Genomic DNA, 13,338 nt, shown 5'->3' with positions numbered 1-13,338 from the left:
ATGGAGAACGCTTTATTAGGAAAAATAGTGGGGAGATATTTTAGAAAAAGGAAATAATGATGTTTTGAAAAAAATAGTTTCTATGAGAATCTTTTTCTTGACAATAAAATTTAGCTATTATAAAATAGTTCTCACGATAACTAAAATAATGATTTTTTCAGAAAATAATATTTTTTCTTGATTAAAAAATCAAAAAATAACCTTATAAGACCTATTTGTTATTCTTAAAAGATATTAGTTAAAATCAGAAATAGAGATTGGAGATAAAATGACTACAAAAGCAAAACATGATATTCATGGCAAACCATATAATCGTACAGCCATGATCACCTTATTGTTGATTGCTACATTTGCAGGGGTGTTAAATCAGACAAGTTTGGGAACGGCTATTCCAACTTTGATGAATAGCTTTAACATTTCGTTGTCAACGGCTCAACAAGCAACAACATGGTTTTTATTAGCGAATGGGATTATGATTCCTGTTTCAGCTTATTTAGCGACACGTTTTTCAACAAAATGGTTGTATGTGACATCCTACGTTGTTTTACTTATTGGACTGTTAATGACAACGTTAGCACCTACATCTAACTGGAACCTTTTTTTAGTAGGGCGTATTATTCAAGCGATTTCTGTAGGGATTTCTATGCCTTTGATGCAGGTTGTTATGGTGAATGTTTTTCCTCCAGAGCAGCGTGGTGCCGCTATGGGACTTAATGGTTTAGTGGTTGGTCTTGCCCCAGCTATTGGACCTACATTAGCAGGGTGGATTTTAAAACAAGAATTTCATTTTGCAGGGCATGATTTGACATGGCGTGCAATTTTCCTTCTTCCTTTACTAATTTTAACGGTCACTACAATTTTATCCCCCTTTGTTCTAAAAGATGTGGTTGATAATAAGTCAGTTAAATTGGAAGTGCCTTCCCTTATCCTTTCAATAATTGGTTTTGGTAGCTTTTTGTGGGGCTTCACAAATGTGGCAACTTATGGATGGGGAGATATTGGATATGTTATTTCTCCTATTGTGGTTGGTATTATTTTTATCGCCTTATTCATTCATCGTCAATTAAAACTAGAAACACCGTTCTTAGATATCCGTGTTTTCAAAAATAAACAATTCTCAGTAACAACAGCAGCTATTGCACTTTCAATGATGGCGATGATGGGTGTTGAAATGATGCTACCGCTTTACTTGCAAAACGTTCATGGTCTCTCTGCACTTGATTCTGGTTTAGCTTTATTACCAGGTGCCTTGATGATGGGGATAGTTAGTCCAATTTCTGGAGCTGTATATGATAAAGTTGGTGCAAGACGTATGGCTATGATTGGTTTTACAATACTAGGTGTAGCGACGTTACCTTTTGTTTTCTTAACGACTACAACACCAGATCATTTTATTACCCTCTTATATGCAGTACGTATGTTTGGTATTGCTATGGTTATGATGCCATTGACAGCAAGTGCGATGAGCGCACTTCCACCACATGAGGCCGCACATGGAACAGCAGCTAATAATACTGCTCGTCAAATTGCTTCAGCAGTTGTAGTTGCATTGCTTTCAAGTGTTGCTCAAAATATTATCACCAACAATAAACCATCAAAAGATTTGCTAACAATGAATCCTTTAAAATATGCAAATCAGATGTTGAATGCTAGTCTTGATGGCTTCCATGTTTCTTTTGCCATTGGTTTTGTATTTGCGGTTCTTGGTTTACTGGTATCTCTTTTCCTGAGAAAAGGGAAAATTATTGAGACGGAAAAGGAGGTATAGCATGATTATTTTGATTATTGCACTGGCAACTATTTTGACATTTGTCACATGGATGTTGATTCGTCCAAAAGCTCTACGGTATACTCTAGGTTTTCTCTCACTAGCTCTGTTGTTTGCCTCAGTTTGGATGTTAACGGATCACTTTGTTAATCATACAGGTATGACTATTGAAACTAAGACAAAGACACGTGAGATTTATAGTGCGGGTGATAGTAACGCTCCATTTGGTCTCATGATTTATAAAGAGATTGGTACTCATTCGAGTAATAATGTTTTAGTTTATCGAACAGATTTAAATCAAAAAGAAGCAAAAGCTCACTTTGTTCCAAATACAAAAGAAGTGACAAGTGCTGTGAAAAAATCTGCTAGCTACCAATTAGCTGATGTGAAAAAAGCCACAGTAACAACAAAGACTAAACGTTATGTGTGGAAAGATAGTCTTTCGAAACTACTTTATGGCTTTGCAGGTGAAAATGGAGAATTGATTTCTCAGAAATCAGTTGCTAAAATACCACGAAAAACTTGGTTAGTTTTGACTAAAGAGCAGTCTGAACACTTAGAATCGGCTGCGGCTAAACTAAAAGAACAGATGACTTTGCAAGCAAAAGTAAACCCAGTGAAAGCTATGGAGATAAAGGCATTAGCTAAGACAAATCCAGAAGCTTATGCTGAGATGCAAGTTAAAGCATTAAAAGAAGCTCTTAATATAAAAGAATAGTGAAGTAAAAGCAACTGAAATGAGTTGCTTTTCTTATAGCTAAATGTTTTAAAAGATGATAAAATTAACCTAATTAAGGTTAGAATAGCGAGGTTTCTTATGGGTTTTGAACAACGTCTAACTAGATGTCAAACAGCAATTTCACAATTATCATGTGACGCACTCTTAATAACAAATTTAACAAATATTTTTTATTTGACTGGTTTTTCAGGAACTAATGCAACGGTACTCATTAGTCCAAAACACCGGATTTTTGTTACAGATTCACGATATGCCTTGATAGCAAAGAATACTGTAAGAGAGTTTGATATTATCATTAGCAGAGAACCACTTGCGGCTATTTTGAAAATTATTCGCGATGACGCCTTGAAGGCGATTGGTTTTGAAACTGATATCTCTTATCATATGTACAAACATATGGTGGAAGTTTTTGAAGATTATCGCTTGATAGAAGCTCCATCTGTTGTTGAAAAGTTACGTATGATTAAAGATGCAACAGAACTTGCGATCATCCGTCAAGCCTGTCGTATTTCGGACCAAGCTTTTTTAGATGTGTTGGATTTTATAAAACCTGATCGAACAACTGAATTGCAAGTTGCTAATTTTTTAGACTTTCGCATGAGAGAATTAGGAGCAACTGGTCCTTCATTTGATTTTATTGTAGCATCTGGACATCGATCAGCGATGCCACATGGGGCTGCGAGTCAGAAGACTATTCAATCGGGAGAAACTCTGACTTTAGATTTTGGTTGTTACTATCAGCACTATGTTAGTGATATGACACGTACGATTCATATCGGTCATGTCACTGATCAGGAACGCGAGATTTACGATATCGTTTTGAAAAGTAATCAAGCTATTATTGATAATGTAAAATCAGGAATGAAGCGTTGTGATTATGATTACTTGGCGCGACAAGTCATTGAAAATTCTGGATACGGTAATCATTTTACCCACGGTATAGGGCATGGTATGGGGCTTGATGTTCATGAAATTCCTTATTTTGGCAAGTCAGAGGGAGTGATTGCATCTGGGATGGTAGTGACTGACGAGCCAGGAATATATCTCGATAATAAATACGGTGTTCGTATTGAAGATGATTTATTAATAACGGAAACAGGTTGCGAAGTATTGACATCTGCACCTAAAGAATTAATTGTACTTTAAAGGAAAATAGAATGAATAGACTTTCTTGGGAAGATTATTTTATGGCAAATGCAGAGTTGATTTCTAAACGTTCTACCTGTGACCGTGCTTTTGTTGGAGCTGTTTTAGTCAAAAATAATCGCATCATTGCTACAGGTTATAACGGAGGAGTCTCTGAGACAGATAACTGTAACGAAGTGGGACATTATATGGAAGATGGTCACTGTATTAGAACTGTTCATGCTGAGATGAATGCCCTTATTCAGTGTGCTAAAGAAGGTATTTCTACTAATAATACAGAAATTTATGTGACGCATTTTCCTTGTATCAATTGCACCAAGGCGCTCTTGCAAGCAGGGGTTAAGAAAATTACTTATAAAGCTAATTATCGCCCACACCCATTTGCTATTGAACTCATGGAAGCAAAAGGAGTTGCTTATGTTCAACATGATGTTCCAGAGGTAACACTAGGGATGGAAGAGTAAAGAGGAAGATAGAGTATATGCCTATCTTCCTTGAAGGTTTTATCGTTTAATCTAAGGGCCAGTTATGTTAAATATATTGAACGAGATAATTCTCAAAATTGGTCAATTGTTAGTTATGGGACTGCTGAAAATGGCCTAAAAAGGTGATCACCAGTTAATAGTCATTATTCCTAATGATTTTTCACAGAAAGTTTTAGATGTTGATAATAGAACAGCTGATCCCTCTATTATCAACATCTAAAATTAGTACTGCTGGGAATCTCGAATTGCAAAAATAATTTACAAAAAAGAGAAAAGATATTGTTGCTGACCTCAATAGATGTAAATCCAGTTTATGCTAATATGGCATTTGATTGGGTGTATGATAACTATAAAGATGATATCATCAATATGGACAAGGAACTATCAAAAATATTGGTAAGTCCATTTCAACTAATAATAGTTTAGGTACTTTATATAATTAAGGAGCAAGATTTGAAAACGGAAATAGAAACAAATAATCTTATTAATTTAGGATGGTTTTATGATAATGCTGTTTATTATGATATGAAAACGAAAAAATTATATAAATCTAATCTAAAAAAAATAGCACAGGTATAATGCTACTAACTCCTATTATTTCAACTATTATTGGAAAAATAATTCAAAGTATAAGTGAAAATCTAGAAATTTCAAGTTTTTCAATTTTATTTTCTATTGTATATTTATCTTTATTGATACTAGTTTCAGGATTTACAGTAAAATTGATGAGAAGAAAAAATGATTATGAAGAGCTAGAAATTTTCCCTGGACAGTTAAAAAAATTTATTAAAGATGCTAAAGTACATAATATATTAATAATTTCAATCTCTTTCATATTAAGTTTTAGTATCCTACTTTTATTTAAATTATTTCTACAAGTTTTAGATTTCAATTTATTCATTATTTTGGGAATACTTTTTGTGTCTGTACTAATACTAATATTGGAATATAGACCTTATAAAAAAAAGGTATTGATCGAATTAGAAAAAAATAGTAATAGTGGAACCAATATATAAAAGGAGTTGTGATTAAATAAGATATTAGCAATTGGTACTGAAATAGCACCTGTGATAGGAGCAGTTGCTTCGATTGGTGTAAAAGCATTATATAATAATTCTAAATCATTTAGAAATGTTATAAGTAGTACAGGAAATGTAATTAACAATATTGGTAAACATTTTACAAAAATAAATAGTTAGGTACGTGAACTAATGGGAATAAAAAGTTATAGACGGGTTGAGCTTGTAGCAAAACTTAATTTTAGATATTATCTAGTTAGTATTAGTGGACGTTATTACATTATTGATTATGCCAATCCTAGTGATATAAAAGATTATTTTATAGGTATTTTTCCAGAAAGAGTAGAAAAATATCAAATTTATGATGTGACTGCGGATTATAAGACTTTTTTTAGTAAACAAAAAAAGTCGCCTTTATCTTTAAAAACTTTTACAATTTTATTTTTATTTTATTTAGTTCATATCTCAATTTTTCCAAAAAATATAAATATTGCATACTTAACAAGATCGCATTTAATATTAGAACATTTTTATCTTTTTATTTTATTGAGCATATTTAGTCTTGTTTTAGCTATATGTATATTAAATCGGAGAAATAAAGCATTAGATCTTTCCAAATATAAATCTAGTTTTTTGAAATATAATAATCAAAAATGGAAGAGCCCATTTATAGTAATATTATCAATCATAATTTCTTATATCATTCTATGGGGAATGGCATTGTGGGACGAAAACTTTTCAAACTTATTTTTATTTGGATTTATTTTTTCAAACAGTTTATTTTTTATAAAGTTCATTGAGTTTCAACCATCGTTAAATGGGAAAAATTATTATATTGGGGAGAACTGAAGTATGTTATTACCAGTAGGGAGTGTTGTCTATCTTATTGATGGCAATCAAAAATTAGTTATTGTAAATAGAGGTGCAATTGTTGAGCAAGAAGGACAAGAAGTTTATTTTGATTACCTAGGTGGAATTTTTCCTGAGGGTTTAAATCTTGAACAAGTTTACTATTTTAATCAAGAAGATATTGATGAGGTTGTTTTTGAAGGTTACCATGATGAGGAGGAAGAAAGAGTTTCTCGTCTCATTGAAAAATGGAAAAATAAAGAGGGAAAGAATCTTCCAAAGGGAAAGACTAGTGTAGAATAGAAATAATCTAAAAAGTAAATTCTACTCAAAAACAAATCAATATGCTACTAGTGTGAATATGCTATTGATAGATGTCATGATACACTTATCAGAAGAAAACGAAAAAGGCTTTACTAAATTACAATTCTTTACTCGACAAATTGTGGTTGGTGTAAACTGGTATGTACTTCCCAAAATTGATAACTATTTCAACCCCTAAAAGATAAGAAAAAATACTTTTGAAAATAGACTGTACTTTAGGAAAATCCCGTATAAAAGAATAGCTAATAAAGCCAGCGCAGGTATCTGTACGATTAGAAAACGACATAGTTGTAACTTTCTATAATGAGACATATTAAAATTCATTATTCCACCTCCTAAATTAGTAATTCAATGATCAGTGGACTAGAGCTCCTTCAATACCAATGACAGCTCTTATTCCAATTGCATATGGCACTAAAACAGAGAGCTACCTGATGTAGTAAGCAAGATTGGTATCATCAAAATCAGTACCAATGCTTAGCGCACGTCCACCAACACCCCCTGATTTCCTTTACAGCTTCAATAGAGCAAATTAAGTTCGTATCTAAAACTTATATCGAGAATAGCTACATTTTCATACGAATAGCTCCGTAGGTGATTTATTTTATCTGTTTCAATAAGACAACTATAGTTTACTACCTTTATCAAAATTTACTAAAAAGTCACTAAAAACACCTAAACAGTCTTTCAATTTTAGTCAAGATATCGGTATAATATTAAAACTGTTATCAAAACTGAAGTAAGAGGAAAGTGTCAAGTGCTTCAGTCTTATTTACGCCCTCTTGGTGATTTTATTTATTTATCAAGAAATCAGACACATACCAAATCAATAAACTATTTGAGAAAGCAGGTTATTTGTGATAAAATGAGTTGATAAATAATTTTTACAAAGAGGTATTAATAAATGATTGAAGCAAGTAAGCTTAAAGCAGGCATGACTTTTGAAACGGCTGATGGGAAATTAATCCGTGTTCTTGAAGCTAGCCACCACAAACCAGGTAAAGGTAATACAATCATGCGTATGAAATTGCGTGATGTTCGTACTGGTTCAACTTTTGATACAAGTTACCGTCCTGAAGAAAAATTTGAGCAAGCTATTATTGAAACTGTACCTGCTCAATACCTTTATAAAATGGATGATACAGCTTACTTCATGAATAATGAAACTTACGATCAATATGAAATTCCAACTGTTAACATTGAAAATGAATTACTCTACATTCTTGAAAACTCAGAAGTCAAAATTCAATTCTATGGAACAGAAGTTATTGGTGTTCAAATTCCAACAACTGTTGAATTGACAGTTGCTGAAACTCAACCATCAATCAAAGGTGCTACTGTAACTGGTTCAGGAAAACCTGCAACTATGGAAACAGGACTTGTTGTTAACGTTCCAGACTTTATTGAAGCTGGACAAAAGTTAGTAATCAATACAGCAGAAGGAACTTACGTTTCACGCGCCTAATGACTCTCAAAAAAGTGTTAAGTAGATTCATGATGAATTTACTCTACTAAGGAAAAACCTTAGTAAACACTAAAAGAAAGGATAAGCTATGACAACTGAAAATCTTGGAGAAATTGTCATTTCACCACGTGTACTTGAGGTAATTACAGGTATTGCTGCAACTAAAGTTGATGGTGTTCATTCGTTACGTAACAAAGCGGTAACGGATAGCCTTAGTAAGAAATCTCTAGGTAGAGGTGTCTACCTTAAAAATGAAGAAGATGATACAGTAGCTGCAGATATTTATGTTTACTTGCAGTATGGTGTAAATGTACCAGCAGTTTCAATTGCTATTCAACAAGCTGTCAAAACAGCTGTATATGACATGGCAGAAGTAAAAATTTCTTCGGTCAATATCCATGTTGAAGGTATTGTTCCAGAGAAAACACCAAAACCAGACTTGAAGTCATTGTTTGATGAGGATTTCTTAGATGACTAGTGTATTTAAAGATTCAAGACGTGATTTACGTGAACGTGCTTTTCAAACACTATTTAGCTTAGAAACTGGTGGAGAGTTTATTGATGCGGCTCACTTTGCTTATGGTTATGATAAAACAGTATCTGAAGACAAAGTTTTAGAGGTTCCAATCTTTTTACTTAATCTTGTTAATGGTGTTGTAGATCACAAAGATGAATTAGATACTTTGATTTCTAGTCACTTAAAATCAGGATGGAGCTTAGAACGTCTAACATTGGTTGATAAATCTCTCTTACGCTTAGGCCTCTATGAAATTAAATATTTTGATGAAACGCCTGATCGTGTAGCTCTAAATGAGATTATCGAGATTGCTAAAAAATATTCAGATGAGACGTCAGCAAAATTTGTCAATGGTTTATTAAGCCAATTTATAACAAATGAAAATTAAAAATGTGGAAGAAGATTCTTCCACATTTTTAATTTGCTTTGAAAAATAACTATCGGTGCTAAAAATTATTTTATAAATATGATTTCCTAAACGCTACTACCAGGGATGAGACTGACTGGTAAAATATAATCCTTATTTGTCTTTTGCCCCTCAATCTTAGCTAGGAGTATTTCAACCATCAATTGCGCAATTTCTCGAATAGGTTGTTTAATAGTGGTTAGATGTGGGACGTAATCTTGAATGAAACTTGTACCATCATATCCAATCACTTTGATATCTTCTGGAATGGACAACCCTAGTTGGCTGATAAGTTTGATTACTAATAAAGCAGTTAAGTCGTCTGATGTAAAAATACCATCTGGTTTGTGAGTTGAGATAATTGATTTTAATTCCATCTCACGTCTCATGTTAGATAGCCCATTTGTGACTGTGATAACTTTGGATTCCTTTGATTCATAGGAAAAACCTAGCCGCCTAAGTCCAGTAGGAGAATCTGAATTATCATTCCCTGTAATCATAATCATCTTTTGACAGCCATGTTTTTTAAGGGTTTGAGCAGCCATTTTTCCTCCAAAGAAATTATCAGATGAGACGATAGGGATGTGTGGAGCTAAATTTCTATCGAATGCTACTATGGGAGCCTCAACTTTCTCGTAATCATCAATTCCTAGGTTGTGACTACTTGAAATGATACCGTCTACTTGATTTGCTCCTAGCATTTCGAGGTATTCTTTTTCTTTGATAGGATCCTTTTCACTATTACATAAGATAGTTTTATAACCATGCTTAAACAACTCAATTTCAAGGTGTTCAATTAATTCAGCGTAAAAAATGTTACGGATGTTGGGGAAAATGAGTCCAATTAATTTAGCGGACTTTCCCTGTAAGCTACGTGCTAAATTATTAGGTTTATAACCAAGGGTTCTCATGGCTTCATTGACTTTGGTGACTGTTTTTTGAGATAAATAGCCTTTTTTGTTAATAACGCGTGATACAGTCGTTGGGCTAACACCGGCAAGTGCAGCAACATCTGTTAATTTTGCAACCATATTAATATTTTAATTCAAAATATTTACCATGAACGTGTCCTTCTTTTAGTTGAATTCCTGATTGTTCTGCATCTGGAAAGACTCGTCCCGTAAATACTTTTTCTCCTTTATTTATAAAGATTTCAAAGATGGACTTATCGACAAAAATATTGACACTAGTAGCATCTTTTGGAATGTCACACTGGCGACTAGTACCAAATTCTGTGGCGTACTGCTGTCCGGCTTGTGAGCGGTCAACGATAACTTTCCCCTTTGCAGTATCAATAGTAATGGATAGTCCTTGTCCTTTCGGATTAGCAAAGAGAATAAATGAAGAAAGATCATTTCTAGGAACCAGTAATTCTAATTCATAGGTGTTGTTAGTTTGAAGTTGTGTTTTAAATTCTGCTTGATGTTGACGAAGATTTTTCATAGCAGGAACGGGATATTGATAAAGGTTCCCATTTTTTATACTTAACTCTTTAACTAAACTCATAGCTCCTTGATAATCAAATTGATCGCTAGGATAATCAATATCTGGCAAGCCTATCCAACTCACGATAAAGGCACGACCATCAGAAGTGTTAAATCCTTGAGTAGCATAGGCTTCAAAACCATAATCTAAATTATAGATAGGGGATGGTTCAACTATCTTAGATGAGTTAGCATCGAAATATTGTCCGATTTTGTAGGTATTTGGATAAATGTTTTGGTAGTCCAATTCGTTTTTATCTAGTCCTTGAGGACTATAAAGTAATACAGGTTTTCCTTTGACAAAAATAATATTTGGACATTCAATCATATACTCAGATCCAGTACCACCAAAATCTAAATCTCCCACAAACTCCCAATGATGGATGTCATTATTAAGTGCTTTATATAATTTAATGAATCCGCATTTTTTACTATTTTGTGCCCCGATAACAGCATAGAATTGATTATCATAATTGAAAATCTGAGGATCACGAAAATGCTCAGTAACATCATTTGGTTGTGAAATAAGGACTTTATCAAATTTTGTAATCTTGCCATCACTTGTCATCCATGCTCCAATTTGGCGGGGGTCACGGTTCCATTTCATGTCACGGACATTACCAGTATAAAAAAGAAAAAGCTTATCGTCAATGGCTAATGCAGAACCGGAGTATGCACCATGGCTATCATTGACATGGTCAGGTTTAAGCTTGATTCCTGTTTCTTTGAAATGAACTAAATCATCTGATTCTGTATGTACCCATTGTTTTAAACCATGTGCAGCTCCAAAGGGCCAATTTTGATAAAAAAGATGGAATTTTCCATTAAAGTAAGAGAAGCCATTTGGGTCATTTAAAAGCCCTGTTTTAGCTTCTAAGTGATAAGTTGCTCTCCAAGGGGATTTTGAGACATTCTTTACAATATTTTCCTTATCTTCTTCAGTCCATTCATCATAAGGACGATAGCGGATTTCAGTGGGTAAATTCATTTGATACTCCTTGACTGTCTTAATATCTAATAACTATATAGTAAACGTTTTCTCTTTTGAAATCAACTCTTAATATCAAAAAATATTATTTTATGTCAAACGCTTGACATATATTTATGAGACGTGCTAGAATATTAGAGTAAATAAAATGAAACGCTTTCAAAATATCAAAGGAGATTTATAGATGGCTTCAAATACAGAAATTGCTAAACAAGTCATTAATGCGATTGGTGGTGCTAGTAATGTGCGTAGCGTAGCACACTGTGCCACTCGTCTTCGTGTTATGGTAAAAGATGAGACAGTCATTGATAAAAATACTGTTGAAAATATCGAAAAAGTTCAGGGAGCATTTTTCAATTCAGGTCAATATCAAATTATTTTTGGAACTGGTACTGTTAATAAGATTTATGATGAAGTAGTGGCTCAAGGTTTGCCAACTTCGTCAACCTCTGATCAAAAGGCAGAAGCGGCTAAACAAGGGAATGCTTTTCAACGAGCTATTCGTACTTTCGGTGATGTTTTTGTTCCATTGTTGCCAGCCATTGTTGCTACTGGTTTATTTATGGGGATTCGCGGTGCGATTAATAATGATACAGTTTTAGCTTTATTTGGGACGACTTCAAAAGCATTTTCAAGTTCTAATTTTTATACCTATACTGTCGTTTTGACTGACACGGCCTTTGCTTTTTTTCCTGCCTTGATTTCTTGGTCAGCTTTTAGAGTTTTTGGTGGAAATCCTGTTATCGGTCTCGTATTAGGATTGATGATGGTCAACTCTGCCCTTCCAAACGCTTGGGCAGTAGCCTCAGGTGATGCCCATCCCATAAAATTTTTCGGCTTTATTCCAGTAGTTGGTTATCAAAATTCAGTATTGCCGGCATTCTTTGTAGGTTTACTTGGTGCTAAACTTGAAAAATGGTTGCATAAGAAAATCCCAGATGTTCTTGATTTACTATTAGTGCCGTTCCTAACTTTTACAGTTATGTCAATTTTAGCACTTTTTGTCATTGGTCCTATTTTCCATTCAGTTGAAAACTATGTTTTAGCAGGGACAAAATTTGTCCTTAATTTACCTCTTGGCCTATCAGGTCTTATTTTAGGTGGTGTTCATCAGATAATCGTTGTTACAGGTGTTCATCATATCTTTAATTTACTTGAAGCTCAGTTAATTGCTGCTGATGGGAAAGATCCATTTAATGCTATTATTACAGCTGCTATGACAGCACAAGCAGGTGCTACTTTGGCAGTTGGTGTTAAAACAAAAAATAAAAAATTAAAAGCCCTTGCTTTTCCAGCAGCACTTTCAGCTGGACTTGGTATTACAGAACCGGCTATATTTGGAGTAAACTTACGTTTTGGTAAGCCATTTATTATGGGATTAATTGCAGGAGCAGCAGGTGGCTGGTTAGCTTCAATATTGAAATTAGCAGGAACTGGTTTTGGTATTACCATTATCCCAGGAACATTACTTTATTTAAATGGTCAAATTGTTAAGTACCTTATTATGGTGATTGGAACTACGGCTTTGGCTTTTGTATTAACTTATATGTTTGGATATGAAGATAAAGATGAAAAAGTAGTAGCTGAAGTTAGTCCTTTGGTTGAAGAAACAGATGACAATCCAACAATTACTCAAACTAGCCAATTAAGGGCAGAAACGATTGTTAGCCCTCTTGATGGACAGGTTATTGCTCTTGATACAGTAAGTGACCCAGTCTTTTCATCAGGTATTATGGGAGATGGCCTTGCTATTAAACCAAGCGGTAATACAATTTACTCACCTGTTGATGGTTTTGTCCAAATTGCTTTTGAAACAGGTCATGCTTACGGTATCAAATCAGATAAAGGTGCAGAAATTTTGATTCATATAGGTATTGATACTGTCACCATGAATGGCACAGGGTTTACTTCTAAAGTAAAGGCAGACCAAAAAGTGAAAAAAGGTGATATTCTTGGCACCTTTGATTCAGCCAAGATTGCAGAAGCAGGTCTGGATAATACAGCTATGATTATTGTGACTAATACAGCTGATTTTGCTGATGTTATACCATTGGTAAAAGAGGGTGTTGTTACTACAGGTGACATGATTATTGATGTTAAGTGAGGATTAAAGGTTGGGATAATTATCCCAACCTTTGTCTTTGAGAT

13 protein-coding genes and 2 pseudogenes are annotated in these 13,338 nt (G+C 33.8%); 13 read left to right on the top strand and 2 right to left on the bottom strand.

Features of this window, described 5'->3' with window-relative positions; genetic code table 11:
* Positions 1-268: 268 nt before the first annotated feature.
* The 12 genes and pseudogenes from QOR44_RS08305 (at position 269) to nusB (ending at position 8,700) form a co-directional block, all read left to right on the top strand.
* Positions 269-1,768: an MDR family MFS transporter gene (locus tag QOR44_RS08305; RefSeq protein ID WP_017647044.1), complete on the top strand. Its 1,500-nt coding sequence runs from the start codon at positions 269-271 to the stop codon at positions 1,766-1,768.
* 1 nt (position 1,769) lies between these two features.
* Positions 1,770-2,486 (top strand): DUF4811 domain-containing protein, encoded by a 717-nt coding sequence (locus tag QOR44_RS08300; protein ID WP_000584726.1) that lies wholly within the window; start codon positions 1,770-1,772, stop codon positions 2,484-2,486.
* Between the two features lie 99 nt (positions 2,487-2,585).
* The gene (locus tag QOR44_RS08295) at positions 2,586-3,653 is read left to right on the top strand and encodes a M24 family metallopeptidase (protein ID WP_000505336.1); all 1,068 of its coding nucleotides are present in this window, start codon (positions 2,586-2,588) and stop codon (positions 3,651-3,653) included.
* 11 nt (positions 3,654-3,664) lie between these two features.
* On the top strand, positions 3,665-4,117 hold the full coding sequence (locus tag QOR44_RS08290) for a deoxycytidylate deaminase (protein ID WP_001081097.1): 453 nt from the start codon (positions 3,665-3,667) through the stop codon (positions 4,115-4,117).
* A gap of 42 nt (positions 4,118-4,159) precedes the next feature.
* Positions 4,160-4,392, top strand: a pseudogene (locus tag QOR44_RS10320) (YhgE/Pip domain-containing protein); the annotation flags it as partial.
* Positions 4,393-4,716: 324 nt separating this feature from the next.
* A complete protein-coding gene (locus QOR44_RS08285) occupies positions 4,717-5,154 on the top strand; it encodes a hypothetical protein (protein ID WP_161508543.1) in 438 nt (145 codons plus the stop codon).
* Between the two features lie 195 nt (positions 5,155-5,349).
* Positions 5,350-5,581 (top strand): annotated as a pseudogene (locus tag QOR44_RS08280) (lipocalin/fatty-acid binding family protein).
* Between the two features lie 428 nt (positions 5,582-6,009).
* The gene (locus tag QOR44_RS08275; RefSeq protein WP_000926392.1) at positions 6,010-6,309 is read left to right on the top strand and encodes a DUF4176 domain-containing protein; all 300 of its coding nucleotides are present in this window, start codon (positions 6,010-6,012) and stop codon (positions 6,307-6,309) included.
* Between the two features lie 76 nt (positions 6,310-6,385).
* Complete coding sequence (locus QOR44_RS08270; RefSeq protein WP_016480118.1) at positions 6,386-6,508, top strand: hypothetical protein; 123 nt, start codon at positions 6,386-6,388, stop codon at positions 6,506-6,508.
* Between the two features lie 726 nt (positions 6,509-7,234).
* Positions 7,235-7,795, top strand: a complete 561-nt coding sequence (efp, locus tag QOR44_RS08265) for an elongation factor P (protein ID WP_000568636.1) — start codon at positions 7,235-7,237, stop codon at positions 7,793-7,795.
* Positions 7,796-7,883: 88 nt separating this feature from the next.
* The gene (locus QOR44_RS08260; RefSeq protein ID WP_000206139.1) at positions 7,884-8,273 is read left to right on the top strand and encodes an Asp23/Gls24 family envelope stress response protein; all 390 of its coding nucleotides are present in this window, start codon (positions 7,884-7,886) and stop codon (positions 8,271-8,273) included.
* Positions 8,266-8,700 (top strand): transcription antitermination factor NusB, encoded by a 435-nt coding sequence (gene nusB, locus QOR44_RS08255; RefSeq protein ID WP_000204940.1) that lies wholly within the window; start codon positions 8,266-8,268, stop codon positions 8,698-8,700. The genes QOR44_RS08260 and nusB overlap by 8 nt, the downstream gene beginning before the upstream one ends.
* An 86-nt stretch (positions 8,701-8,786) precedes the next feature.
* Here nusB and QOR44_RS08250 read toward each other — a convergent pair whose 3' ends face one another.
* Positions 8,787-9,749 carry a LacI family DNA-binding transcriptional regulator gene (locus QOR44_RS08250; protein ID WP_000225972.1) on the bottom strand — a complete coding sequence of 321 codons (963 nt, stop codon included), beginning with the start codon at positions 9,747-9,749 and terminating at the stop codon, positions 8,787-8,789.
* Between the two features lies 1 nt (position 9,750).
* Entirely contained in the window at positions 9,751-11,190 is a 1,440-nt protein-coding gene (locus QOR44_RS08245; protein WP_001053052.1) for a sucrose-6-phosphate hydrolase, read from the bottom strand.
* Between the two features lie 184 nt (positions 11,191-11,374).
* Here QOR44_RS08245 and QOR44_RS08240 point away from each other — a divergent pair, with 184 nt between their 5' ends.
* The gene (locus QOR44_RS08240; protein ID WP_000157947.1) at positions 11,375-13,294 is read left to right on the top strand and encodes a sucrose-specific PTS transporter subunit IIBC; all 1,920 of its coding nucleotides are present in this window, start codon (positions 11,375-11,377) and stop codon (positions 13,292-13,294) included.
* The last annotated feature ends 44 nt before the right edge of the window (positions 13,295-13,338 follow it).

The organism is Streptococcus agalactiae (assembly GCF_949788565.1).
Lineage (GTDB): Bacteria > Bacillota > Bacilli > Lactobacillales > Streptococcaceae > Streptococcus > Streptococcus agalactiae.
The sequence above is the reverse complement of the archived record's forward strand: the minus strand, read 5'-3'. Positions and strand labels throughout refer to the sequence as shown.